The organism is Polynucleobacter sp. MWH-Berg-3C6 (assembly GCF_018881855.1).
Taxonomy (GTDB): domain Bacteria; phylum Pseudomonadota; class Gammaproteobacteria; order Burkholderiales; family Burkholderiaceae; genus Polynucleobacter.
In genome coordinates this window covers 160,242-186,227 of the sequence record NZ_JACVPN010000003.1, presented here as the reverse complement: position 1 = coordinate 186,227, position 25,986 = coordinate 160,242, and the positions used below count along the sequence as shown (strand labels likewise).

The 25,986-nt window shown below is 45.4% G+C and carries 26 protein-coding genes; 20 read left to right on the top strand and 6 right to left on the bottom strand.

Annotation, left to right across the window (positions count from 1 at the left end; translation table 11 throughout):
* Window positions 1–94: 94 nt before the first annotated feature.
* Window positions 95–457, top strand: coding sequence for a Rap1a/Tai family immunity protein (locus ICN13_RS07355; RefSeq protein WP_216139745.1), 363 nt, complete (start codon window positions 95–97; stop codon window positions 455–457).
* Window positions 458–504: 47 nt separating this feature from the next.
* Window positions 505–792, top strand: coding sequence for a membrane lipoprotein lipid attachment site-containing protein (locus tag ICN13_RS07350; RefSeq protein ID WP_216139744.1), 288 nt, complete (start codon window positions 505–507; stop codon window positions 790–792).
* 34 nt (window positions 793–826) lie between these two features.
* Here the strand turns inward: ICN13_RS07350 and ICN13_RS07345 are convergent, their stop codons facing one another.
* Both ICN13_RS07345 and ICN13_RS07340 read right to left on the bottom strand, forming a co-directional pair.
* Window positions 827–1,216: an OsmC family protein gene (locus tag ICN13_RS07345; RefSeq protein ID WP_216139743.1), complete on the bottom strand. Its 390-nt coding sequence runs from the start codon at window positions 1,214–1,216 to the stop codon at window positions 827–829.
* Between the two features lie 50 nt (window positions 1,217–1,266).
* Complete coding sequence (locus ICN13_RS07340; protein ID WP_216139742.1) at window positions 1,267–1,677, bottom strand: rhodanese-like domain-containing protein; 411 nt, start codon at window positions 1,675–1,677, stop codon at window positions 1,267–1,269.
* A 58-nt stretch (window positions 1,678–1,735) separates the two neighbouring features.
* On the opposite strand from ICN13_RS07340, the gene ICN13_RS07335 reads away from it, so the two are divergent.
* Genes ICN13_RS07335 through ICN13_RS07295 form a run of 9 tightly spaced genes read left to right on the top strand, consistent with a single transcriptional unit; the run spans window position 1,736 to window position 11,699 of the window.
* On the top strand, window positions 1,736–2,998 hold the full coding sequence (locus ICN13_RS07335; protein ID WP_216139741.1) for a putative Na+/H+ antiporter: 1,263 nt from the start codon (window positions 1,736–1,738) through the stop codon (window positions 2,996–2,998).
* 48 nt (window positions 2,999–3,046) lie between these two features.
* Window positions 3,047–4,393, top strand: a complete 1,347-nt coding sequence (gene miaB, locus ICN13_RS07330; RefSeq protein ID WP_216139740.1) for a tRNA (N6-isopentenyl adenosine(37)-C2)-methylthiotransferase MiaB — start codon at window positions 3,047–3,049, stop codon at window positions 4,391–4,393.
* Window positions 4,383–4,841: an rRNA maturation RNase YbeY gene (gene ybeY, locus ICN13_RS07325; RefSeq protein WP_216139739.1), complete on the top strand. Its 459-nt coding sequence runs from the start codon at window positions 4,383–4,385 to the stop codon at window positions 4,839–4,841. Before miaB ends, ybeY begins: the two co-directional genes overlap by 11 nt.
* A 56-nt stretch (window positions 4,842–4,897) precedes the next feature.
* Complete coding sequence (locus ICN13_RS07320; protein ID WP_216139738.1) at window positions 4,898–5,737, top strand: HlyC/CorC family transporter; 840 nt, start codon at window positions 4,898–4,900, stop codon at window positions 5,735–5,737.
* Window positions 5,734–7,281 (top strand): apolipoprotein N-acyltransferase, encoded by a 1,548-nt coding sequence (lnt, locus tag ICN13_RS07315; protein ID WP_255534082.1) that lies wholly within the window; start codon window positions 5,734–5,736, stop codon window positions 7,279–7,281. The genes ICN13_RS07320 and lnt overlap by 4 nt, the downstream gene beginning before the upstream one ends.
* Window positions 7,282–7,340: 59 nt before the next feature.
* Window positions 7,341–8,225 (top strand): glycine--tRNA ligase subunit alpha, encoded by an 885-nt coding sequence (gene glyQ, locus ICN13_RS07310; protein ID WP_216139737.1) that lies wholly within the window; start codon window positions 7,341–7,343, stop codon window positions 8,223–8,225.
* Between the two features lie 25 nt (window positions 8,226–8,250).
* Window positions 8,251–10,389, top strand: coding sequence for a glycine--tRNA ligase subunit beta (gene glyS / locus ICN13_RS07305; protein WP_216139736.1), 2,139 nt, complete (start codon window positions 8,251–8,253; stop codon window positions 10,387–10,389).
* Complete coding sequence (gene gmhB / locus ICN13_RS07300; protein WP_216139735.1) at window positions 10,386–10,958, top strand: D-glycero-beta-D-manno-heptose 1,7-bisphosphate 7-phosphatase; 573 nt, start codon at window positions 10,386–10,388, stop codon at window positions 10,956–10,958. The genes glyS and gmhB overlap by 4 nt, the downstream gene beginning before the upstream one ends.
* Before the next feature lie 6 nt (window positions 10,959–10,964).
* Window positions 10,965–11,699 carry a 1-acyl-sn-glycerol-3-phosphate acyltransferase gene (locus ICN13_RS07295; RefSeq protein ID WP_216139734.1) on the top strand — a complete coding sequence of 245 codons (735 nt, stop codon included), beginning with the start codon at window positions 10,965–10,967 and terminating at the stop codon, window positions 11,697–11,699.
* Window positions 11,700–11,705: 6 nt separating this feature from the next.
* Here ICN13_RS07295 and rsmA read toward each other — a convergent pair whose 3' ends face one another.
* The 4 genes from rsmA to ICN13_RS07275 are packed head-to-tail and all read right to left on the bottom strand — an operon-like array spanning window position 11,706 to window position 17,441.
* Window positions 11,706–12,482 (bottom strand): 16S rRNA (adenine(1518)-N(6)/adenine(1519)-N(6))-dimethyltransferase RsmA, encoded by a 777-nt coding sequence (gene rsmA, locus ICN13_RS07290; protein WP_216139733.1) that lies wholly within the window; start codon window positions 12,480–12,482, stop codon window positions 11,706–11,708.
* A 3-nt stretch (window positions 12,483–12,485) separates the two neighbouring features.
* A complete protein-coding gene (gene pdxA, locus ICN13_RS07285; RefSeq protein WP_216139732.1) occupies window positions 12,486–13,493 on the bottom strand; it encodes a 4-hydroxythreonine-4-phosphate dehydrogenase PdxA in 1,008 nt (335 codons plus the stop codon).
* On the bottom strand, window positions 13,468–14,901 hold the full coding sequence (locus ICN13_RS07280; protein ID WP_255534081.1) for a peptidylprolyl isomerase: 1,434 nt from the start codon (window positions 14,899–14,901) through the stop codon (window positions 13,468–13,470). The genes pdxA and ICN13_RS07280 overlap by 26 nt, the downstream gene beginning before the upstream one ends.
* Window positions 14,902–14,918: 17 nt before the next feature.
* Window positions 14,919–17,441: an LPS-assembly protein LptD gene (locus ICN13_RS07275; RefSeq protein ID WP_216139730.1), complete on the bottom strand. Its 2,523-nt coding sequence runs from the start codon at window positions 17,439–17,441 to the stop codon at window positions 14,919–14,921.
* 33 nt (window positions 17,442–17,474) lie between these two features.
* On the opposite strand from ICN13_RS07275, the gene ICN13_RS07270 reads away from it, so the two are divergent.
* From ICN13_RS07270 to ruvA, 9 genes are all read left to right on the top strand, one after another.
* On the top strand, window positions 17,475–18,476 hold the full coding sequence (locus ICN13_RS07270) for an aminoglycoside phosphotransferase family protein (protein WP_216139729.1): 1,002 nt from the start codon (window positions 17,475–17,477) through the stop codon (window positions 18,474–18,476).
* Window positions 18,477–18,489: 13 nt separating this feature from the next.
* Window positions 18,490–19,206, top strand: a complete 717-nt coding sequence (gene murU, locus ICN13_RS07265) for an N-acetylmuramate alpha-1-phosphate uridylyltransferase MurU (RefSeq protein WP_216139728.1) — start codon at window positions 18,490–18,492, stop codon at window positions 19,204–19,206.
* Complete coding sequence (locus ICN13_RS07260) at window positions 19,190–20,563, top strand: aminopeptidase P N-terminal domain-containing protein (RefSeq protein WP_216139727.1); 1,374 nt, start codon at window positions 19,190–19,192, stop codon at window positions 20,561–20,563. Before murU ends, ICN13_RS07260 begins: the two co-directional genes overlap by 17 nt.
* Before the next feature lie 9 nt (window positions 20,564–20,572).
* Window positions 20,573–21,730 carry an FAD-dependent monooxygenase gene (locus ICN13_RS07255; RefSeq protein WP_216139726.1) on the top strand — a complete coding sequence of 386 codons (1,158 nt, stop codon included), beginning with the start codon at window positions 20,573–20,575 and terminating at the stop codon, window positions 21,728–21,730.
* Window positions 21,731–21,872: 142 nt separating this feature from the next.
* Window positions 21,873–22,889 carry a tRNA dihydrouridine synthase DusB gene (gene dusB, locus ICN13_RS07250; protein WP_216139725.1) on the top strand — a complete coding sequence of 339 codons (1,017 nt, stop codon included), beginning with the start codon at window positions 21,873–21,875 and terminating at the stop codon, window positions 22,887–22,889.
* 41 nt (window positions 22,890–22,930) lie between these two features.
* A complete protein-coding gene (locus ICN13_RS07245; protein ID WP_216139724.1) occupies window positions 22,931–23,170 on the top strand; it encodes a helix-turn-helix domain-containing protein in 240 nt (79 codons plus the stop codon).
* 44 nt (window positions 23,171–23,214) lie between these two features.
* Entirely contained in the window at window positions 23,215–24,795 is a 1,581-nt protein-coding gene (gene purH, locus ICN13_RS07240) for a bifunctional phosphoribosylaminoimidazolecarboxamide formyltransferase/IMP cyclohydrolase (protein ID WP_216139723.1), read from the top strand.
* Window positions 24,796–24,826: 31 nt separating this feature from the next.
* Window positions 24,827–25,345: a crossover junction endodeoxyribonuclease RuvC gene (gene ruvC, locus ICN13_RS07235; RefSeq protein WP_216139722.1), complete on the top strand. Its 519-nt coding sequence runs from the start codon at window positions 24,827–24,829 to the stop codon at window positions 25,343–25,345.
* A gap of 35 nt (window positions 25,346–25,380) precedes the next feature.
* Entirely contained in the window at window positions 25,381–25,962 is a 582-nt protein-coding gene (gene ruvA / locus ICN13_RS07230; RefSeq protein WP_216139721.1) for a Holliday junction branch migration protein RuvA, read from the top strand.
* The last annotated feature ends 24 nt before the right edge of the window (window positions 25,963–25,986 follow it).

Genomic DNA, 25,986 nt, shown 5'->3' with positions numbered 1-25,986 from the left:
TAATCCCAAAGAAGTGCAAAATGCACCTATTTAGTGCGCTAATTGGCCTAATATATGGTTTATGATCAAATTTCATACACCTAAGGGAGAACCCATGAAGAAAGTCCTCATTGTTTTAGCTGCTCTCGCGGCATTTTCTGGCCTAGCTCAGGCCCAAGAAACCATCAAAGTATTGAGCACCCAAGAATTAGTCAATGTTTGCAAATATCCCGCTAGCCCAGAATCTCGCAGCTTCTGCATTGGATTTACTACTGCCGTATATGAAACTTATTTAGCAACTCGCCATCCACAACGTGCCAAGCCATTTATTTGCGTTAAACAGCCTGCTCCAGCACGCGATGAAGTGATTGGTGACTTTGTAAAGTTTGCGCAATCGAATCAACAAGTAGCTGACAAACCAGCCGCAGGGGTGTTCTTAGGATTTATGGCGGGACGCTTTCCTTGCGCCAGAAAATAATTCACAGCACTTAGCAAACTCACAATCTATTTAAAGGATCAGTTGATATGAAAAAAATTATCGCGGTTACAGTAGCAACTTTAGCTATTGCAGGTTGCTCAAACATGAGCAATACAGAACAACGCACTCTTTCAGGCGCCAGTATTGGCGCTGCAGCTGGTGCAGTTGGTACAGCCATTTTCCACGGCAATCCTATTTGGGGTGCAGTGGGTGGCGCCGCTGTTGGCGCAGCCTCAGGTTATGTATACGATGCCTACAAAAAAGAGCAGGCTTCTGAGTACAACTCTGGTTACAAAGCAGGGAAAAATAATCAGCCAGCTAAAGCACCGAACTAAAACGCGCGTTGCATCAAAAACTACCCAGCTTGTATTAATTTACAAGCTGGGTTTTTATTTGGATCTGCCCCGCTAGGGCCTTATGGATAGGGCACTTATCGGCAATTTCCATTAAGCGTTCTTTTTCTTCTGCGCTTAAATTACCAATCAACTGAATATCACGCGCAAATTTTTCAATCTCATCACTACGCTCAATATCAACGGTAACGATTGCGTTCTCTAGACTCATTGCTTTACGACTGGCGTACATTTTTAAAGTCATGCTGGTACAGGCTGCCAAAGCAGCGCCTAAATATTCGTGGGGGCTTGGCCCAGTCCCACCACCACCCTTAACGACTTCTGCATCCGATAAAAAATGCAAATCACCTGTGCTTAATTTTTGTTGGAGCGGGCCTTCGCCAAACTGCGACTCTACTTTTCTCATACTTACCTCAAATGAATTTAATAATGCTGATTATTTACCTGATTTCAGATTCACGCTGAATGGGACTTGCTTGCTTTATCGACTGTAGGCAGTTGAGCTTTTTTCCAGGCGCTAAAGCCGCCCTCTAGATGTGACACTCTCGGCACTCCCATTTTCTGTAAGGTCTCGGTAGCCAATGCAGAACGCCATGCAGAAGCGCAATAAAGAATTAAGCGCTTACCTTCACCAAAAATCGGCTTGTAATAGGGGCTGTCTGGATCCACCCAAAACTCCAGCATTCCTCTTGGAGCATGCATGGCATTGGGAATCATGCCCTCACGCTCTAATTCCCGTACATCACGAATATCAACAAATACGGTATCAGGGTCGCCTAGCAAGGCCTGAGCCTTTTCTTGCGGGACTGTTTCAATTTCAGCCATCGCGCGGGCAATGAGCTCTTCATAGCCAACCTTTAATTTCACCAAAATCTCCTAAAGTAACAATGTCATAAAGCAGCACATCACCTGCTACCATTCTGCTATGAACTTTACCCCTACAGAGCTTGGCGCAAGTATTATTTTTGCCATTGCAGTTTTACATACTTTTTGTACCGGTTATTTTGAGACGCTAGCTAAAAAATCACGGTCCCATGCTGGACTGTGGCATTTGCTGGGAGAAGTCGAAATTGTTTTTGGCTTCTGGGCAGCCATCCTCATTATCTTCATCTCTTTTATTGATGATTTAAATACTGCAAGAATATTTTTAGATCAGCGTAACTTTACAGAACCCTTATTTGTCTTTGCCATCATGATCGTGGCGGCCAGTAAGCCAATTTTATTTATCTCTACTGAGATTTTGCACCTGCTTGCGAAAATGCTAATGCTTGTTCTACGCATCAGAGGTGCGCCCGCTTTATATTTTCTAACGCTCGCAATTACCCCATTACTGGGCTCATTCATTACTGAGCCTGCTGCCATGACATTAGCTGCATTTCTATTGCGTGACTTGGTATATCGACACAAATGCTCAACAGGATTGCTCTTTGGAACGCTAGGCGTTCTCTTTGTAAATATTTCTATTGGCGGAACACTCACCAACTTTGCAGCACCGCCAGTGCTGATGGTTGCCTCAACCTGGGGATGGACCTCAGCATTTATGTTTGCCAACTTTGGTATTGAATCTTGCGTTGCAATTTTTATCAACGCACTGGGGGCAACACTACTATTTCATAAAGAACTTATTGAGCCAAGTAATTCTACAAAGCAAAGCAAAATTCCAGTAGCCGTGATTGTGATGCACTTACTATTTTTACTGGGTGTTGTCGTGTTTGCTCATGACCCCATCATTTTTATGTGGATATTACTGTTCTTTATTGGATACACCACTGCTTATCCAAAACATCAAAACCCACTCATCGTGAAAGAGGCATTACTAGTTGGATTTTTCTTGGCGGGCTTAGTAGTGCTCGGCGCATTACAAGGTTGGTGGTTGCAACCCATCCTTGAAAAGATGAGCCCTACGGAAGTCTTTTATGGCAGCCTTGCACTTACAGCAATTACCGATAATGCGGCGCTGACTTATTTGGGATCACTAGTTACAGGCACCACCCTAGAGTTCAAGCTAGCCTTGGTAGGTGGTGCGGTTGCCGGTGGCGGACTGACCGTGATAGCTAATGCGCCTAATCCAGCGGGAATTGCGATCTTGCGCCAATACTTTCCAAATGGGGCTGTATCAGCTCTCTATCTACTAATTGCAGCATTGCCACCCACGCTAGTGGCGATTCTGGCCTATCGACTCCTATAGACAGTAAAATCTGAGCTTCGCCCCCAGTTATAAACCTGAGAACGGCATATGAAAAAGCTCTATATCAAAACCTTTGGCTGTCAAATGAACGAGTACGACTCGGGCAAGATGGCCGACCTCTTACATGCCGATGAAGGCATGGTCATGACCGATACACCAGAAGACGCCGATGTTGTTCTTCTCAATACTTGTTCTATTCGAGAAAAGGCTGAAGATAAAGTCTTCTCCGATTTAGGACGTTTGCGTGAACTTAAAAAAACTAAACCCAATTTATTAATTGGAGTTGGCGGTTGCGTTGCTAGCCAAGAGGGTCAGCAAATTGTGAGTCGCGCACCGTATGTTGATGTCGTCTTTGGGCCACAAACATTACACCGTTTATCAGACCTACTAGCAGAACGCCGCAAGACCGGCATCTCTCAAGTGGATATCTCTTTTCCTGAAATTGAAAAGTTTGATCATCTTCCAGCGTCTCGGCAAACTCGTGGGTCTGCCTATGTATCAATTATGGAAGGCTGCTCCAAATACTGTAGCTACTGCGTAGTTCCCTATACTCGAGGAGAAGAAGTATCGAGACCATTTGATGATGTTCTGACTGAAGTTGCCGGTCTAGCTAGTCAAGGTGTAAAAGAAATTGTTTTGCTTGGTCAGAATGTCAATGCTTACCTTGGCAAAATGGGTGGCACTGAGGAGATTGCAGACTTTGCTTTACTCATCGAATACATTGCTGATATTCCTGGAGTCGAGAGAATTCGTTTTACTACGAGTCACCCTAAAGAATTTATACAACGCCTCATTGATGTCTATGCAAAAGTTCCCAAGCTGGTAAGCCACTTACATCTACCAGTTCAACATGGGTCTGACTCGGTGTTATCTGCTATGAAGCGCGGCTACACCGCCCTGGAATATAAGAGCATCATTCGCAAAATGCGGGCTGTTCGACCAGATTTAACCTTATCAAGCGATTTCATTGTGGGCTTTCCGGGCGAGACCGAAGCAGACTTTGAGAAACTCTTAAGGATGGTTCGAGAGCTCGAGTTTGACAATAGCTTTTGCTTCATCTTCAGTCCGCGCCCAGGAACCCCAGCAGCAAATCTGACTGATGACACTCCGTACGAAACTAAACTCAAGCGCCTTCAAACACTGTTGGCACTAGTTGAAGAGCAAGCGAATCACATTAGTCAAAAAATGCTTGGCAATACTGAAAGAGTGTTAATTGAAGGCCTAGCAAAAGATGGTGTCAACTTACAAGGTCGGGCTGAGAATAATCGTGTTGTGCATTTCATGGCCCCTGATCAAGAAATTGAATCGCTGATTGGGCAAATGGTTGATATTCGAATTACCGAGGTCCTCAATTACACACTCAGAGGCGAACTGGTTGAAGCACATGCCAACTAAACTCACCATTGATATTCAGTATGCAAGTCCCGCTATTGAAGCGGCGCTATCCAAGATTGCCTCAGCTACCTTAATCAGAAAATGGATTAAGACTGCAACTCACTATGATGGATTATTAACACTCCGCTTTGTAAATGCTGCAGAAGGCAAAAAACTCAACTGCACTTTTCGTAAAAAAGATTACGCAACCAATGTATTGACCTTTCCGTATGAGCTTTCTAAAACTGCATTGGCTGCAGATATTATTTTTTGCTTGCCTGTTGTTCAAAAAGAAGCAAAAGAACAAAATAAATCACTTAAAGCCCATTTGGCTCACTTGATCGTGCACGGTTGCCTTCATGCGCAAGCATACGATCATGAAAATCAAAAGGATGCCAAAAAGATGGAGGCGCTTGAGGTCAAAATCTTGCGCCAGTTGGGCTTTACAAACCCCTATCTGGCCCAGTAATACATTATCCCAACTGCTTTTATTGATTTAACTTATTTCTACGCTATTCTTGCAACATGCCTGACCCCAATAAATCCCTTTTAGATCGCCTGGCCGAGTTTTTAACGCCACAGCCAACGAGCCCTAACGAACGTCGTCAAGAATTAATTGCCACCTTACGCGAAGCGCAAATCGAAGGCCTAATTGATGCTGATGCGCTCTCCATGATTGAGGGCGTATTTCAAGTTGGTCAGTTATGTGCACGCGATATCCTGGTGCCACGCGCCCAAATCGATTGGATTGATATCAACCTGCCCCTTGCTGATCTCATTAAAACTGTTATAGAAGCAGCACACTCCCGTTTTCCAGTATTTGAAGGTAGTCGCGATAATGTCATTGGCATCTTATTGGCCAAAGATTTACTGCGTCACGCAACAGAAAAAGATTTTCAGGTTCGGGACTGGTTACGTCCAGCAGTCTTTATTCCTGAATCAAAGCGTTTGAGTGTTTTATTGCGTGACTTTAAAGACAACCGCAATCATTTGGCTGTTGTGGTCGATGAATATAGTGGGATCGCCGGCATTATTACTATTGAAGATGTGCTTGAACAAATCGTCGGTGATATTGAAGATGAACACGATATCGATGAAGAGGCCGATAACATCATCTCTCTAGATAACGGCGACCTTAGGGTAAAAGGCATTACTGAGCTGGAGCAATTCAATGAAGCGCTCGGCACAGAATTTGCAGTAGAAGATATTGAAACTGTAGCTGGTCTTGTTGTTCAGCATCTGGGTCGCGTTCCCAAAATTGGTGAACGTATTGCAATGAATGGAATTGAGTTTGAGGTGCTACGAGCTGACCCACGGCAAGTTCATATTTTGTTGGCACGCCAAACACCCAAATCTACTGATTGAGAATTACCTTGGTTGATCTGTATTCAGGCAAGACCCATCAACAATTGAATGCAGTAGCACTCCTCACGCTATTTATTTTAGGCGCCCTACTAGCTGTAGTAGCAGAACTACCCTATGGTGGCTGGATTCAGATCCCACTTCTAAGCATTATTTGGTGGCGACTTAGCCTACTAAAAGATTGCTCCATAAAACAGTATTTTTCCTCTAGCCTGATTTTTGGTATCGGCTACTTTGTTGTTGGGCTTTGGTGGCTGTATATCAGCATGCACGATATAGGTGGCATGAATGCTCTTCTGTCCGGCGTAGCTGTTTTTTTACTATCCGCTTATGTCTCTCTCTACTTCTCGGTCGCCTGTTTATCGATTCGGATCTTTAAAAGCTCCCACATATCCGGTTTATTTTTAGCAGCAAGCTGGGCAGTCAGTGAATATTTGCGCGGAGAGATATTTACAGGATTTCCTTGGATGGGTTTTGCGGAAGCACAAGTGAATGGGCCATTTGCAGCAGTCGCTCCTTATTTTGGCGGCTTGGCTTGTACTTTTTTAGCGGTGCATGCGGCCTGGCAAATCTTTCAACTCAATCAATATCCTCGTTATTGCGTCTCGACGCTGACGCTAGTGGGCTTGATGACTATTGGCTCCAGTTTTTGGAGTTTTACTAAGCCAATTGGTGAGCCGCTCAAGGTTGAACTTGTACAAGGGAATTTTCCACAAAGCATGTTCACTAACCCCGAGGGTGTTCTAAAACAAATTCATTTTTATAGCAATGCCATGATGCAATCTCGCGCTGAGCTGGTTATCTCACCAGAGACTGCCTTTGCTTGGCCAGTGACCAATCTCCCGGCTGGACTGATAGAAAGCCTTCAAGGCTTGTCTAACAACACTCACACCAACTTACTCTTTGGTGTCATTGGGCGCCACGCCAATCCCAACAACGGAAGAGAATTTTCTAACCGAGCTCTGGGCCTTTCTCCCTCCCAAGATGCATATCAATACGACAAAAATCACCTAGTGCCTTTTGGAGAATTTATTCCGCCCGGTTTTCATTGGTTCGTTAATGCTTTTAGCGTTCCCTTAAGTGATTTTGCAAGGGGTGGTGATGCGCAAGATAACTTCATCATCAGAAGACAGAAGCAAGATTCACTTTATGCAGCGATCACTATTTGCTATGAGGATGTTTTTGGTGGCGAGCTTGCTAGTCGCATTCGGAATAACCCCCATCCAACAAATTTGCTGATCAATTTAACGAATCTGGCTTGGTTTGGTAAATCACAAGCGCCTACCCAGCAATTACGACTCTCTCAATTACGCTCACTCGAAACTGGCTTACCGGCCCTGCGGGCTACCAATACTGGCATCACTGCAGTATTGGGCTCTAATGGCAAGGTACTCGCAGCCCTCCCTGAATTTGCCCAAGCAAGCTTAAGCGCGGAGATTCAGGCCTATGACGGTAAAACGCCTTATGTCATTTGGGGTAATTTCCCAATTTTGAGCTTTTCTTGCCTCCTACTGATCTGGGGCCTGATTCGTCATCGACGTTTTTAGTCATTTTTGACTATATCCCCTGCTAGCCATGTAAAATCAACGGCTTAGCCAGGTTAATCATGCTTACTTTTCAGCAAATCATTCTCAAACTTCAAGATTATTGGGACCAACAAGGTTGTGCCCTATTGCAGCCTATCGACCTCGAAGTCGGCGCAGGCACATCCCACACCGCAACTTTCTTACGCGCCATTGGTCCAGAGCCTTGGAAAGCAGCTTATGTTCAGCCGTCCCGGCGACCTAAAGATGGCCGCTATGGAGAAAACCCAAATCGCTTACAACACTACTATCAATATCAAGTTGTCCTCAAGCCTGCCCCTGAAAATATTCTCGAGCTCTATCTGGGATCACTAGCAGCATTAGGACTAGATCTCAAAGAGAATGATGTTCGTTTTGTAGAAGACGACTGGGAAAATCCGACACTCGGCGCTTGGGGTCTGGGCTGGGAAGTATGGTTAAACGGCATGGAAGTAACTCAGTTCACTTATTTCCAACAAGTAGGCGGTTTGGATTGCAAACCTGTTCTGGGCGAAATTACTTACGGAATCGAACGCTTGGCGATGTACATTCAAAATTGTTCAAACGTTTATGACCTCGTTTGGGCAGATGGTATTTCTTATGGTGACGTGTATCACCAAAACGAAGTGGAGCAATCTTGCTATAACTTTGAACACTCCAATACTGATTTGCTATTTGCAAACTTTACAAATTATGAGGGCGAAGCAAAACGCTTGATGGAAGTGCCGCTCGCTCTTCCCGCTTATGAAATGGTTCTCAAGGCGGCGCACACCTTTAATCTCCTTGATGCACGTGGCGCTATTTCAGTAACCGAACGTGCAGCCTATATTGGCCGTATCCGCAATCTTTCTCGCTCAGTCGCTCAAGCTTATTTTGAATCTCGTGAAAAGCTCGGCTTCCCAATGTGTCAACGCCAGGTCAAAGCTTAGGCATCAAGACTGAAGTAATCCATTTATGAGCACAACCAATTCTCCTACACAGTCTGCTACTTTATTAATTGAAGTATTCACTGAAGAACTCCCTCCGAAGTCCTTACGTCGCTTAGGCGATGCTTTTAGTGAGGGGATCTTTTCAGTCTTAAAGACTGCTGGCTTAGCCAATGAGGCATCGAAGGTAGCTAGCTTTGCTACACCTCGTCGCCTGGCGGTTCAAATCAGCAATGTTTTGGATCAAGCGCCCGACTACCCCGTACGTGAAAAACTATTACCGACAAGCATTGCCTTTGATGCTCAAGGAAAAGCGACTCCGCCTTTACTAAAAAAATTAGGTGCACTTGGTTATCGTGATATCGATATTGCCACCCTTGAAAAAGCTGGTGAAGGTAAAAATGAGGCTCTGTATCTGAATGTGATCGCTAAAGGTGCGGCACTAGAACATACCGCGCAAACTGCGCTTGAGCAAACGCTGAATAAATTACCAATTGCCAAAATGATGCACTATCAAGTACTTCAGAAAAATGGTCAATTAGCAGATGTGCAATTTGCTCGTCCAGCCCATCGCATTATTGCTTTACATGGTAATCAGGTTCTCAAGATCAGCAGTCTGGGAATTGATGCTGGCAACCAAACTGAAGGGCATCGCTTCCTAGCGCCAGGTAATGTGACTATCGCTACTGCAGATCAATATGAAAATGATTTGCAAACTAAGGCTAAGGTAATTCCTAGCTTTAATCAACGTAGAGCTCAAATCGAGGCAGCCCTTTTAAAGGCCGCTGGTGATGACTTAGTTTTAATGCCTGATAGCCTTCTAGATGAGGTGACCTCTCTGGTTGAATGGCCCGCTATTTATGAGTGTCACTTTGATCAAGAATTCTTGGAAGTGCCGCAAGAATGCTTAATTTTGACAATGCAAACCAATCAAAAGTATTTTGCATTGACTGATAAACAAGGTAAGTTGCGCAATCGCTTCTTGATTGTTTCCAATATTGAAACTGCCAAACCACAAGCCATCATCTCCGGTAATGAGCGCGTTGTGCGTCCACGTCTTTCGGATGCACGCTTCTTCTTCCAACAAGATCAGAAGCGCCCCTTAGCTGCTCGCGTTGCTGATCTTGGTAAGGTGGTCTATCACAATCAATTGGGTAATCAACTTGAGCGCGCCCAGCGCGTTCAGGCGCTTGCTGTTGGCATTGCAAAAAAACTTAATACCGATGAAAAGCTCGCGAGTCGAGCCGCCGAAATTGCAAAGACTGACTTACTAACCGATATGGTTGGTGAATTTCCTGAGCTACAGGGCATCATGGGGCGCTACTATGCAATGCATGATGGCGAAAATCCGGAAGTTGCCGCCGCATGTAGCGAGCACTATATGCCGCGCTTTGCAGGCGACGCTCTGCCACAGACGGTAACTGGAACCATCCTAGCCATTGCCGATAAGCTTGAAACCTTAGTAGGCATTTGGGGTGTTGGACTTGCGCCAACCGGCGACAAAGACCCATATGCATTACGTCGTCATGCTTTAGGTATTTGCCGCTTACTTTTAGAAAAGAATTTGTCTCTGAGTCTGCCTGCTCTAATTGAGTTAGCCCGTGCGCAGTTCCCACAAAAAGATGTGCAAGATAAAGCAAATGCTGCTGACATTTATGCATTCATCATTGATCGTCTGCGCGCGTATTTACGTGATCAATCCGTTGCTGGCGAACCATTTACCAGTGCCGAAATCGATGCCGTTCTAAGTCAAGAACCAGCGCAAATCAATGACTTGATTCAACGTTTAACTGCTTTGCGTGAATTTAACGCTCTAGCTGAAGCTGCCCAACTTGCTGCCGCAAATAAACGCATTAGCAATATTTTGAAGAAAACAACTACCGCTATTCCTACGGCATGCTCTGCAAAGTTATTACAAATACCTGCAGAAGCTCAACTACATAAAGCCTTGGAAGCTATTAATCCTACTCTCAGCGCCGCCTATGAGAAGCGTCAATTTGTTGAACTATTAAAGGCACTGGTTGCTTTAAGTGCGCCGATTGATCAGTTCTTTGCTGATGTAATGGTGATGGATCCCAATCCTGAGCTGCGTGATAACCGCCTAGCTCTCCTGCAACAACTTCACCAGAAAATGAATCTCGTTGCCGATCTCGGCAAATTAGCATGAGCATCAGCTCTTCCAAGCTTATTATTCTCGATCGCGATGGCGTGATCAATGAAGATCGTGATGATTATGTTAAGTCGGTTGATGAATGGATTCCCCTACCAAGAAGCTTAGAAGCCATTGCACTACTCAATCAAGCGGGCTATCAAATAGCAATTGCCACTAATCAGTCCGGCTTATCTAGAGGTTATTTCACGATCAATGAATTACATGCGATGCATAACAAGCTGGATAAGCTTCTTCAGCCCTTAGGTGGGCATATTGATAGCATCTTCTTTTGCCCTCATATGGATTCACATGGCTGCGATTGTCGTAAGCCCGCTCCTGGCCTGATGAAAGAAATTGCTTTACGTTATAAAAAATCGGATAGTACTCAGCCACTCTTAGGTGTGCCCATTGTGGGTGACTCCTTACGAGATCTTCAGGCTGGTATTGCCCTGGGAGCTACACCCCATCTAGTATTGACTGGCAAGGGTCAAAAAACTTTGGATAAAGGCAACTTACCTGAAGGCACGCAAATTCATGCTGATCTTATGGCATTTACAAGCGCACTTTTGAACGGTAACGTATAGAAAAATATGATCTATTTACGCTCTACTCTCTTTGCCTTATTTCTTCTGATCTTTACTCCAATTTGGTCAATACTCTGCATGTTGGCATTTCCTTTTCTGAGCCCAGAAAATCGCTATAACTTCATTGGTATTTGGAACAAAGTGGTGATTTGGCTCTTGTGGCATCTTTGTGGCATCCGCTATGAAATTCGTGGCATGGAGCACATGCGTGCAGTACTTGATAAACCCGTCGTCATTCTGAGCAAGCACCAGTCTGCTTACGAAACGATTGCTTATATTGCACTCCTTCCAAAGCAACTTTGCTTTGTCTTCAAACGTGAATTACTTTGGATTCCTTTTTTTGGCTGGGCTTTAGCTTTACTCAAAATGATTCACATCAATCGCGCAAACAAACAAACTGCAGCGCTCTCAGTTGCCAGTCAAGGTCGTAAACGTCTTGGTGAAGGTAAATGGATCATGCTATTTCCGGAGGGCACTAGAACGCCTCGGGGATCAACCAAACCTTATCGCAAAGGTGGTGCACGCCTTGCGAGCGCTACGGGCGCATTGGTTATTCCGATTGCACATAACGCAGGTAATTTTTGGCCCAAAAACAGCTTTTTAAAGCAACCTGGCACTGTGATCTTTTCGATTGGACCAGCCATTCTTTCTGAAGGCAAGTCAGGAGAGGAGTTACAACAAGAAGTTGAGGGCTGGATCGAATCTGAAATGCGGGTGATTGATCCCAAAGCTTACAAATAAGCTCGCTTAAGCCGCTAAGACTTTAGCCCACTCAATATAGCGCTCAACGGTAATATCCTGAGCTCTCGCTTTTAGCTCCAACTCAGTCAAATTCAATCTCTCTGCAAAAGCCTGTAGGTTAGTGCGCAACATTTTTCTTCTTTGAGAAAAGGCTGCAGCAACTACTTGCTCTAAAACTCCCCACTGAGCATTGCTCAAATCAAAGTCTTGGCGCGGGATCATCCGTACCACGGCAGAGTTTACTTTTGGCTGAGGATCAAAAGCCTCGGGGGGAACCTCCAAGACTAACTCCATATCGTAGCGGGCCTGCAGCATGACTGATAGCCTACTGAAATCAGAGCTTCCTGCCTTTGCCACCATTCTCTCAACAACTTCAGCTTGCAACATAAATACTTGCTCATCAATTTTTGAGGCGGCAGAAACAAGATGGAACAACAATGGTGAAGAGATGTTGTAAGGCAAGTTACCAACTACCTTACAGAATCCTTTTTTCTCAGGGCGATTCTGCGCCCATTCCAGAAAATCAAACTTTAGGGCATCACCTTCAATTACTTTTAGGCCATTGAGATTTTTCTGATTCCAATACGCGACTAAGTCACGGTCGATTTCTAGGAGATCAAGTTGGTCAAGATTTCTCAGCAGAGGAATTGTTAAGGCGCCAAGCCCAGGACCAATCTCAATCACGTGCATATCTGGGCCTGGATTAATTAAAGCAACGATGGAATAAATAATTCCATCATCCTGCAAAAAATTCTGGCCAAAACGTTTGCGGGCGCGATGCATTCCCTAGCTTAACTTTCTTTGGTTTAAGGCGAGCTCATAAGCCAAACGGAGAGCCTCTAGCATGCTGCCAGAATCAGCAATTCCCTTCCCAGCGATATCCAAAGCAGTTCCATGATCTACTGATGTTCGGATGATTGGTAGGCCTAAAGTCACATTCACGCCGCCGCCAAAAGTGACAAACTTAAACGGGGCTAATCCTTGATCGTGATACATCGCTATGAATGCATCGACATGCTCGAGTGCTGAAGGGTCAAACATGGTGTCCCCAGGGTATGGTCCAGAAACATCAATTCCCTGCTGCTTGGCCGATTCAATTGCTGGCGTAATCATCTCTACTTCTTCATGGCCCAAATAACCAGACTCCCCTGCATGCGGATTTAAGCCAGCCACCCTAATCACTGGCTTGGCAATACCAAATTTGTCATGCAAATCTTGGTTGACGATTTGAATCGTTTCAAGCAAGAGCTCATAACTTAAGGAAGATGAAACATCCTTCAAGGGAAGGTGAGTGCTCGCCAAGGCAACCCTAAAGTCCTTGCGCGATTGAATCCCCAAAAAACCTGCTGGCAATGGAGCACACAACATCATGACAACATGCTCTGTATTGCAGCGCTGCGCTAAATACTCGGTATGCCCAGTAAAAGGAATACCAGCAGTATTAATCAGGCTCTTTTGAACTGGCGCCGTGACCATCGCATCAAAATCTCCATGAAGACAGGCGTCACTAGCTCGGTCTAGAAGATTCAGGACATATTGCGCATTAGCAGGATTTAATACCCCCGGAACCCTGGGTGAGCCCAGTGAAATTGACTCAATCTTTAAATGATCAGAGGTGCTTGGGCTTTTGCCTGAAGAATCTTTAAATAAACTTGCATCACCCAATAAAGTAATGCGAACGTCAGGCTGATGACTCAAAAAATCTTTTGCTGCAGCCAGAGAAACTTCTGGTCCAATACCAGCAGGGTCACCAGTAGTGATTACTAATTTAACGGGGTGCGGCGTTGGCTGCATCGTCTGAGTTCAAGATTTTTACAGTTGCTGTGTCGCGCAATTCACGAATCCAATCCTGGTAGGCCTGCTCGAACTTTCTTTCGCGGATAGCTGCACGCGCAAAATCTCGCTGCTTTTCAACCGTTAACTGCGCTTCGCGGCGCTCCAATACCTGAATTAAGTGCCAACCAAACTCAGACTTCACTGGATTACTGACCTCACCAATTTGAAGTCGATTCATTGCTTGCTCAAATTCAGGTACCAAATCTCCAGGGCCCATCCACCCTAAATTACCCCCATTGGGAGCTGATCCGTCCTCAGAATACTTTTTAGCGAGCTCACCAAAATCAGCAGTCTTGGCTCGTACTTGATCGCGATAGCCTTGCAAACGTCTCTCTGCGTCTTGATCGGTTAAGCCTGGTCTCTTTTTTAACAAAATATGACGCGCCATGGTTTGGGTAATTGGAATATTTTGGGGCGTTGTCGGCGCAGAATCTTGTGATGCTACCTGCTGCGCAGCGGGGGCCGCACTAAGTGCGCGACGATCTAAAACCTTCAGCACGTGATACCCTGCCGGACTCTTCACCACTGCATTAGCAACTTGTCCGCCGCCAGTATTGCGAATGGCCTCATAAAACAATTGCGGCAAGCGATCGGGGCTACGGTAACCTAAATCTTGAAATTTAATTTTAGGATTTGTTTTTGCAGCTGCGGCACCGAGCTGTAAAAAATCTACATCTCCTTTTGCATCACGCAGCAAAGCCTCGGCTTGCTTCTTTGCTTCGGCTTGAGCACTTGCACCAGCACCCGTATCTACTGGAATAAAAATTTGCGCGACATCAATTTCTTCAGGCTCGCCTTTTGCAGGCGGCGCAGAACGTTGCTCACCACCACCAGCCATTGCACGCATGCGATCTGCAATGAAATTGTCTACCTCTGCATCTGAAATCTTAATCTTGGCCTCTACTGCTCGCTCGCGATACCGACTTAAGACAATATCATCCCGCAAGGTCTCTTTATAACGTTCAAACGTCATACCTGTTGCAATGATTTTGGCTTTGAACTCCGCATAAGTTAATTTATTTTTCTCAGCAATATCACCAATAATTTTTTCTAACTCTTTTTTGCTAACCACAATGCCTTCTTGCTCGGCATTCTGAAGTTGAATTTTTTCGATAATGAGGCGCTCTAATACCAGTGTTCTTAAGCTGGCAGCATCTGGCAACTTTGCCCCCTGCTTCTGGAGGGCGATAATGCGGTCATCGATTTCTTTACGAGTTACAAAACCGGTATTCACTACGGCAGCGACGCCATCGATATTACGAATTTTGCTATCTGTTGTATTACCAGTCTTTGAATCTTGAGAGTAGACAACGCCCGCAAACGAAGCAGCACTTAAGACTAGGATGGCGGACAGAATCTGTTTCAAAAGGTTCCTACTGAGCATTATTGATAGTTCTCATATATTGAAGGTGGGATTGGTTTTGAAGTTGGCATATATCCAGGTACATTTAGCTTCATGATATCAACTGGACTGCTGCCTGCGCTAGCAAAGCCCCTAAATTCTATTTGGAAGAGCACTTGGGTAGTGGTTATTTGAGAGGTATTGAGTATTTGTGAGTAGACGCTGCGCAAGGTCCAGCAATCTCTCGTCCACTCTAGACCTAACAAGGTATTTAATGTTTTAGTAGTTAAAGCATCATAACCCCAGCGACCCAATACAGATACCTCGCGCGAGAGTGGCCATTGTCCAGAGATGTTGTACTGATCAGTAGTGGTTGCTGCTGGAGTAAATGATTGATTATTTTGTACTGATGCTTGGACTGGCGGCGACCACACATTACGATAACCAAAATTCAGACTTCTGCCAGGGGTAGGCCTCCAACTTCCACCCACCGTACTTTGTACAAAGCGATTAAGTTGGGTGTTGTACTGACCAAACATATCAGCGCTGAAGTTTCCAAGTAAACGTAATGAGGCAGAACCCAAAGTATCAGAATAGGTCGAGGGATTAACAACATTGCCGTTTAAGCCTACTTTCTGGCCAGTAAATTGCTGCTGTTGTGCCAAAGTGACGCTGGCTCGCTCTGCACCCGTATTAGCTTCAATCATTCTGCTAGTCATACCTAGGGTTGCCGCATTTCTGTCGGCAACACGGTCATTACCAACAAATGAATTTTCAGAAAAGATTTGAGAAACGCCAAAGCCAGAATAGGCCGTATCAAAAATTGGTGTCTGCGCTTGACTTTGATATGGTGTGAACACATAAAAAGCTCTTGGCTCAATCGTCAGCAACATATCGCGCCCAAAGAATCCTTTCAACTCGGCAGCATCTCTTTCAAACGCCAAACCAGAATCCAAACTAAACGTAGGGATAGTGAAACCTTGAACTGGAGCCACACCAACAGTATTGAATGGAGTTGCGTTATAGCTATTTGATTGAAAGCTCACCTTAGGCGTCAGGTAATAACCTGGCGTCACTTGAGGCAAAGCCATTGCACCTTTTACTACCGTTCTATCAGCCTGGCTATAAACACCTGGTGCAGTAGCAGCGAGGTGCCCCTGAATGTTGTATGCAAAGCGCGTAAAGTCAGTGGAAAAAGTGGTGGCCGGACCACTCGGTAAAGTTAAATACTTACCGTCTGCACTTGCAGCAGCTGGAGTTAAGCGATTGTTATAAGTAGCAGTAATGTTTGGCAAAACGTTATAAGGCGACTGAACAGTAGAGGTAGGATCTGGCTGAAGGGTTTGAAATGTTAAAGCTCTTGCAGATACATTCCAATTACTCAAACTACCTGTAAGCCCTTTTGTCGTTCCAACTTCTTGGCGGAATTGATTGGTTACAACCCCAGCTAGGCTTTGAGAAAATTGTGTGGGATATAAATTATCTGAAACCCTGGCCATGTTCGCATAACCAGTCCACGATCCAGGCAAGGGCACTCCACCTGGCCCAACCCCACCAGTAAATGCTTGTCGCTGCTGCCAATCGTATTTCCATCGATCAGTGCCAGTTTGTTTGTCGTATGGCAAGAAGTCGCCACCAAGAGTTCCGGAATATTTTGTATCTAAGAAACGGTATTGCGCGCCCAACATCACACCACGTTGATTCATATAGCGAGGCAATAACAGCAAATCACGATTCGGTGCAATATTGACGTAATAAGGCTGGGTAATATCAAAACCATTGTTCGAGTTATAGCCAGCAATCGGAGCCAGAAGTCCTGAACGACGTTGACCGCCTGTCGGGGCGGTGAAGTAAGGAATATACGCAATGGGCACATCAAAGAATCGCATCACCCCATGGGTGCCAACCATTTCCTTTTGCTCGTTATCGATTTCTAAATTACTGACCGTGAAATACCAATCCATATTTTCTGGAGTGCAGGTGGTATAGGTTGCCTTATCAAAAACAAAAACATCAGGGCCTTCAATCGTGAGTTTTTTTGCCTTCCCACTGCCTCTACTATCTCGCAGTTCATAACTAGGAGTCTCCATCGCACCTTCACGTGCATCGACTTTAAATTGACCCTGAGGACCCTTAAAGACAACATTCCCTTTAGAGAGCTCTGCATTACCAATTAAGTCAGCGATATCTGTATCGGGGTCATAAGTAATTTCATCAGCTTTAAGAACCGCGCCGTTGCGACGAATTTGCGCACGGCCCTTCAAATGCATATCGCGATCTACTACACCATCAATTGAATCACTAGAAGTGAATGTCAATGCTTTACCATCTTCAATTGGCTGACCCACGCGCAATTGATCATCTAACTTCAGTACGGTCACATTGCCACGATCAGGCAAAAGTACCGTATTCGTAGAAGTTTGTGAAGTTGGGGGCAATGGCGCAGGAGCCTGCGCCCGAATCGGTAACGCGAATTGAAGCAATATCACCCCCATGATTACGCGCAGGGTCATAGCTAAAAAAAGAGGGGCGCAAAGGCCGGCGCGACGGCGATAATGACTCATGGATCCAGACCAGCCTTATTATACGAATCGACCATGACTGACTCTCGCTTAAACACCCTCCGCAACTGGCTAAAAGGCCTACAGCCTAGCTGGCAATTAGATCTCGCCACTTTGACCTCAGCCTCAGCAGATGCCAGCTTTAGACGCTATTTCCGTATTGAGTCTCAAAAGCCCAATTTTGAGACCTTAATCGTGATGGACGCCCCTCCAGAGCATGAACCTTTAGATGCATTTATTCGAGTGGATTTATTGCTCTCTAATGCCGGATTAAATGTCCCCAAAATACTTGAACAAAATACTGCTGAAGGTTTTCTTTTATTAAATGATTTGGGCACCAAAACCTATCTTGCAGAACTCAATAACGAAACTGCAGATCACCTCTATGCAGATGCAACTCATTCTCTAGTGCAAATGCAATTAGCTAGCGAACCTGGTGTACTACCAAACTATGATCAAGCTCTCCTACAAAGAGAACTAGATTTATTTCCTGAATGGTATTTGAAGAAACATCTCAATATTCAGTTAAGCGATCTACAACAAGCTCAACTCAAACAAGCTTTTGACTTCATTATTAAAAATAATCTAGCACAAGCAAAAGTCTATGTGCATCGCGATTACCACTCACGCAATTTAATGGTGACAGAAAAAGACAATCCAGGCGTGATCGATTTTCAAGACGCTGTTTATGGGCCAATTACATATGATGCCGCCTCTTTATGGCGAGATGCTTACATAGCATGGCCAGAGGAGCGTGTGATTGATTGGGTCATTAAATTCTGGGAAGCAGGTCGTAAAGCCAAACTACCCATGCCGGATGATTTTGGTCAGTTCTATCGCGATTTTGAGTGGATGGGTTTACAACGACACCTGAAAGTTCTTGGTATTTTTGCAAGACTCTTTCATCGTGATGGCAAGGATGGATACCTGAAAGATATCCCTCTAGTACTGGAATATGCAATCGCTACTGCTAATCGCTATATTGAACTAAAACCATTAGCGCGCATTTTGGAGTCCACTCGTCAAAAGAAAGACTAGTCAGTAAACACGTATGAACAAGAATCAATCCATTCCTTGTTTTCTGCTCGCCGCTGGTAGGGGTGAGCGGATGCGGCCTCTGACTGATAGTCTGCCAAAGCCCTTACTCACGATTCAAAATAAATCCTTGCTTGCCTGGCATCTGGAAGCTCTTGCTCAGTCAGGCATTCAAGAGGCTGTGATCAATCATGCATGGCTTGGTGAAAAAATAGAAGAAAGTTTGAAAGATGGTCGGCAATTTGGTCTCAAGATTCAATACTCGCCTGAGGGTAGTGCGCTAGAAACTGCTGGCGGCATTCGTAAGGCGCTCCCTCTGCTTTTGCCAGAGGATTATTTTTTAGTCATTAATGGTGATGTATTTAGTCCCAACCTACCTGTCCAGGCACTTTTAGACGTGGTCTCAAAACTGCGCAATCAGCCCAGTAAATTGTTGGCATACCTTCTCATGGTTCCAAATCCGGTTCAGCACCCCAATGGGGACTTTTATCTGAAAGATGGATTAGTGAGCGATCACCCCTCTGAAGGCGCAGAGAAGCTCACTTTTTCAGGGATTGGCATCTACCACAAGGATCTCTTTAGAGAATTAGAAATCGGCGTTCCGGCAAAGCTGGCACCCCTTCTGAGGAAGGCTATGGCGCAAAATAAAGTGTCTGGTGAAAAATATACCGGTCCATGGCACGATGTAGGGACTCCACAACGCTTACAAGAGCTCAATGCAGCTTATGAATAACAAAATTTATCAAGAACGCAGAAATGCGCTAGCAAAACAAATTTACGCCAAGACTGGTAGCGGTGTTGCCGTCATTTCTACTGCACCTGAAGTCGCACGAAATCGCGATAGCGAATTTCCCTATCGTCATGACAGCGATTTCTTTTACTTAACTGGTTTTGAAGAGCCAGGCGCAACTTTAGTAATGACGGTAAAAGGTAGTGGCAAAGACTACGAATTGCAATCCCATTTATTTTGCAGACCTAAAGATCCCGAGCGAGAAATTTGGGATGGTATCCGCCTCGGACCAGAGGCTGCACCAACAAAACTTGGCATTGAGTTCGCGCATAGCAATCAAGAGCTTGATCGCAAACTTGGTGAATTATTAGCTGATCAAGATGCGGTTTATATCCGCTTAGCAGAAAGCGCAGAAGCGGATCGTCGCTTACGTCATTGGATGAAGCAAGTTCGTGGTCAAGCGCGCTCAGGCGTTAACCCGCCCTCTGAATTTCATGATGTAGAAGCATTCATTCATGAGATGCGCCTCTTTAAAGACGTACAGGAAATTGATACGATGCGCCGTGCTGCAGCCATCTCTGCCCGCGCCCATATTCGCGCGATGCAGGTGTGCAAACCCGGAATACGTGAGTATCAACTTGAAGCCGAGCTACTTCATGAGTTCCGCAATAGTGGTTCTCAGAGTGTTGCCTATAACAGCATCGTTGCTGGCGGTGCAAACTCATGCATCCTGCACTATCGAGCTGGATCAACCGAATTACGTAGCGGCGACCTCTGTTTAATTGATGCGGGGTGCGAGCTTGATGGGTATGCATCTGACATCACCCGCACCTTCCCAGTCAATGGAAAGTTTTCTGGCCCTCAGCGCGCGCTTTATGACATTACACTCGCTGCGCAAGAAGCAGCAATTGCAGCAAGCAAGCCTGGGAATACTTTTATGCAGCCCCACGATGCTGCGCTCAAAGTATTAACGCAAGGTCTGCTTGATGAAAAACTCCTCAAGCTCTCTGAATTAGGCTCGCTGGAGAATGCAATCGAGACTGGCGCTTATCGGCGTTTTTATATGCACCGTACTTCACACTGGTTAGGTATGGATGTACATGATGTTGGCTCGTATCGCGAACAAGTTGAAGGCTCCTCTAAAGAAGATAAGCCTTGGCGCATTCTCAAAAGCGGCATGGTCATTACGATTGAGCCAGGTCTATACGTAAGACCTGCGGATGATGTCGACGAGGCCTTTTGGAATATTGGTATTCGGATTGAGGATGATGCCGTCATTAATAGCTCTGGCTGCGAATTAATCTCGCGTGGGGTGCCAGTGAAGGCCGATGAAATTGAAGCCCTCATGAAGCATGCTTAAACATCAGCTATGAGTTCATCTAGTTGCGATATCTTGATTCATGGAGGCGGACCTGTTGGCCTTGCTTGCGCAGCCTGGACTCTACAAAAGTTTCCAGATGCAAAACTTACTCTGATCGACCGTAACCCAAAAGAGGATGCTGATTTAGCTTCAGCTGATAGCCGAGGCATCGCCCTTTCGCATGGCAGCAAGCTTCTACTCGATACGATTCATGCCTGGCCCTCTGAATGCGCTGATATTCATCGCGTACATGTTTCACAGGCGGGTCGATTTGGCCGTGCCTTGATGACACGGGAAGAGCTTAAACAAGATGCCTTGGGTCACATCATTCGCTATCGTGATATTCACATCACACTTCGCCAAGCATTGAGAATCATTCAAACTCAGAGCCCTCATTTTGAATGGCTACACATTGACAAAGAAGATAGCCCTGTAAGCATGAATGCTAAATGCATAGTGCATGCTGAAGGGGGCTTATTTAAAACTCAAGATTGGGTTGAATCTGGGCGAGACTACGGCCAGTCGGCCCTAGTGGGATTAGTTGAAGTAGAAAACGCAGCGCCCTATCAGGCCTGGGAACGCTTTACCTCTGAAGGTCCATTAGCAGTGCTTCCAAGTCATTATGGCAATCATATTTTGAATCTAGTTTGGTGTGGATCGCCAGAGTCATCACAGCATCGCCTGCAATTAAGTGATGCAGATTTTCTGGAATCCCTACAAAAAGAATTTGGTTCACGCATTGGCCGCTTTTTAAAAATTCAAGATCGTCGCTTGTATGAGTTAGGACTGAACTACCGCAAGGAAATTACCAAAGACAATGAAGTCTGGATTGGTAACGCCGCACAAACCCTGCACCCAGTTGCAGGGCAAGGATTAAATTTAGGATTACGGGATGCCTTTTTGCTTGCTGAAAAATTAGTCGGGGTATTTTCAGGTGCAGTAGAAAACCAAACTCCAGTAGATCTTCAAAATGCATTAGAAAGCTATGCGCAAAGTCGCAAAACAGATAGAACAACCACGATTGGTCTGACAGACTTCATGGCTCGAGTATTTACTTCCAATCTTGCTCCAATTGTGATGGCTCGTGGATTGGCCTTATCCGCCCTGCAGTGGCTTCCACCAGTCAAAACAGCCTTAGCTCGCCAGATGATGTTTGGCAGGCGCTAAGGGGCTTAAAAAGCCCCCAAAATCACAACATTCTTCCGTTGACCAGAATCAAAGAACCTGCCTAAAAATTAGGCAGATTTAGATCTCTTTGTGCTAAAGTGTCATGCTTTCCGCAAGACACCTCCTACACCAACCCCAATAGATGAAGATCGGCCCTCACCTCCTCGCAAATAGACTATTTGTGGCCCCTATGGCTGGGGTGACCGATCGCCCATTTAGACAGCTTTGCAAGAAGTTGGGTGCAGGTTATGCCGTATCCGAAATGGTGGCCTCCAATGCTCTGCTTTGGAAAAGCGAAAAGACGCAACGTCGCGCTAATCACGTAGGTGAATTCAAACCAATCGCTGTACAAATTGCAGGCGCAGACCCAGCCATGATGGCTGCAGCAGCAAAAATAAATGTGGATCACGGCGCACAAATTATCGATATCAATATGGGCTGCCCGGCAAAAAAGGTTTGCAATGTAGCCGCAGGTTCAGCCCTCTTGCGAGATGAACCGCTGGTGCAGCAAATTTTGGAAGCCGTTGTTAATGCGGTTGGTATTGGTCCCGATGCAGTACCAGTGACTTTAAAAATTCGTACAGGCTGGGATCGCGAACATAAAAATGCCATTGAAATTGCCCGCCTTGCAGAACGATCTGGCATCTCGATGCTCACCGTTCATGGTCGCACCAGAGCAGACCTATATCACGGTGAAGCAGAATATGAAACGATTACTGCTGTAAAAACTAATGTGCGCATTCCGGTAGTTGCTAATGGTGACATCAATAGCCCAGAAAAGGCAGAGGCTGTTTTAAAGATCACTGGCGCTGATGCCATCATGATTGGACGTGCTGCCCAAGGTCGTCCATGGATATTCCGCGAAATCAATCATTACCTTGACACTGGTGGCAAGCTCCCAACTCCGGAAATCAATGAGATTCAAGCCATTATGAATGCCCATCTCCTTGATCATTACGAGTTTTATGGTGAGCACATTGGCTTGCGTACAGCCCGGAAGCATATTGGCTGGTATTGCAAAGGTTTGCGTGATTCACATGCATTTCGTCAGCGTATGAATACTGCTGATGATTGCAAAACTCAATTGCAAATGGTGAATGATTATTTTGATGAGATGAAATCCCATTCAGACCGTTTACTTTTTTTAGAAGCAGCTTAGTTGCACCTTAGTTATTTTCGTTTTTAGCATGTAGATAAATTATGACCAATAAACACCCTATTACCGAATGTATTGAAACCCAGTTGCAAAGTTATTTAAATGACCTCAAGGGCACACCTCCCTCTGACATCTATCAAATGGTATTAACTGTCGTTGAAAAACCAGTGCTAGAGCTCGTCATGCAGCATGCCAAACAAAACCAATCGCTAGCAGCCCAATATCTTGGGATCAATCGCAATACTCTGCATAAAAAACTGGTCGAGCATCAAATACTGAAATAAGTAAGTCATCGATACACCATTTACCAATAAGACCCTTCGAAAATATGATCCGTACAGCCCTCCTTTCCGTCTCTGATAAAAATGGCATCGTGCCTTTTGCTAAAGCTCTTCATGAGCAGGGCATCAAACTGATTTCGACTGGCGGAACAGCTAAGCTTCTAGCTGAAAATAATCTACCGGTAGTAGAGGTCTCTTCTTTAACGAAGTTTCCAGAAATGTTGGATGGACGTGTCAAGACGCTTCACCCCATGGTGCATGGCGGCCTATTGGCGCGCAGAGACTTCCCTGAGCATATGGCAGCCCTGAAAGAGCATGGTATCGATACTATCGATATGCTGGTCATCAACCTATACCCCTTCAATGAAACGGTTGCTAAAGAGACCTGTTCTTTTGAAGACGCAGTCGAAAATATTGATATTGGTGGCCCAGCCATGTTGCGGGCTGCAGCTAAAAATCATCAAGATGTGACCGTGTTGATTTCCCCTGAAGATTACGCACCAGTATTGGCGGAAATGAAAGCCAACAAGAATGTAGTTTCTTATAAAACTAACTTAGCTCTGGCTAAAAAAGTATTTGCGCACACTGCGCAGTACGATGGTGCGATTGCCAATTATCTTTCTGCATTGGGTGACGACTTAGATCATAAAGCCAGATCCTCTTATCCAGAAACTTTGCATCTTGCTTTTGAAAAAGTGCAAGAGATGCGCTACGGCGAGAACCCACATCAATCCGCCGCATTCTATAAAGATATTTATCCAGTAGACGGCGCACTTGCTAACTACAAACAATTACAAGGTAAAGAGCTTTCTTATAACAACATTGCTGATGCGGACTCTGCTTGGGAGTGCGTCAAGAGCTTTACAGGTAATACTGGCGGCGCTGCTGCCTGCGTCATCATCAAGCACGCCAACCCATGTGGTGTAGCTGTTGGTGCAACGGCAGTAGAAGCCTACGAAAAGGCTTTCAAAACCGATCCGAGCTCAGCCTTTGGTGGAATTATTGCTTTCAATGTGCCGTGTGATGGCGCTGCAGCCCAAGCTATCTCCAAACAATTTGTGGAGGTACTTATTGCCCCAAGCTTTAGCGATGAGGCAAAAGCGATTTTCGCTGCAAAACAAAATGTGCGCCTCTTAGAGATTCCTTTGGGTGCCGCATTTAATAATTTTGATTTCAAACGTGTTGGCGGTGGGTTATTAGTGCAATCACCGGACTCTAAGAATGTTCTGCAAAGCGAAATGCGTGTTGTAAGCCAAAGACAGCCTACTCCAAGCGAGATGAACGATATGATGTTCGCTTGGCGCGTTGCAAAGTTTGTTAAATCTAATGCAATTGTGTATTGCGCCAATGGTATGACACTGGGAATTGGTGCCGGTCAAATGAGTCGCGTGGACTCTGCGCGCATGGCAAGTATTAAAGCCGAAAATGCAGGCTTAAGCTTGAAGGGCTCCGCGGTAGCGAGTGACGCCTTCTTCCCATTCCGCGATGGCTTGGATGTTGTTGTAAACGGTGGTGCAAGTTGCGCAATTCAGCCAGGTGGCAGTATGCGTGATGATGAAATTATTGCTGCAGCCAATGAACATGGTATTGCCATGATCTTTACTGGCACACGTCATTTCCGCCATTAAGCATTAAGAGATTCGGGAAAACTAAATACCTATGCGTTGGATTGGAATTGACCCAGGTTTACGCACTACTGGTTTTGGTGTCATCGATGTTGATGGCCAAAAACTGACTTACGTTGCCTCGGGAACAATCGAAAGTGGCGATCCAGCCAAAGGTCTGCCAGAGCGCTTAGGCGCCCTCTATGCCGGCGTTAAAGAAGTTCTCGATACTTATAAACCGGAGTCTGCCGCCATTGAAGAAGTATTCTTAAACGTTAATCCACGTTCGACCCTGATGCTTGGTCAGGCAAGGGGTGCGGCAATTGCTGCACTAGTTTCAGCGAACCTTCCAGTTGCTGAATACAGCGCTCTCAGAGTTAAACAAGCCATTGTGGGCACGGGTCGCGCTGCTAAGCCTCAAGTCCAGGAAATGGTAAAGCGTCTACTCAAGCTCAATCGCGCTCCAGGACCGGATGCCTCAGATGCTTTAGGAGTTGCGATCTGTGCCGCTCATCATGCGCAAATTCCACAAGCAATTACTGCGGCCCTGGCTCCTAAAAAACGTAGCAAATAAAAATATCTGAGTACATTACAGGTTAAGATCTTTATATGATTGGTCGCATTCAAGGAACCCTCGTTTCAGTTCATCCTCCTAGGCTCTTGGTAGATTGCCAAGGTATCGGCTATGAAGTCGATGTGCCAATGAGTACCTTGTATCAGCTTCCTCAAGCTGGTCAAAAAATTACCCTTCTCACACACTTTCAAGTACGCGAAGATGCCCAGCAACTCTTTGGCTTTGCTACCGAAACTGAACGTGAGGCATTTAGACAGCTCATTAAGATCAGTGGTGTTGGCTCAAGAACCGCATTAGCAGTTCTCTCTGGCATGAGTGTCAATGAATTAGCCCAGGCAATTGCACTACAAGAAGCGGGGCGCTTAACCCAAGTACCTGGTATTGGTAAGAAAACTGCTGAGCGTCTTTGTTTAGAACTTAAAGGAAAACTGGCTCCAGACTTAGGAGTTAGCTCAGGTAAACCTCAAGCGATAGAAGCTAGCAGTGAAGTATTGCAAGCACTCCTAGCTTTAGGCTACTCAGAAAAAGAGGCTCTCTTGGCCCTCAAGCAAATCCCTCCTGATACCTCGGTTTCTGACGGCATACGAATGGGCTTGAAGTATCTATCTAAGCCCTAATGAGATAAACACCACTACACTTGC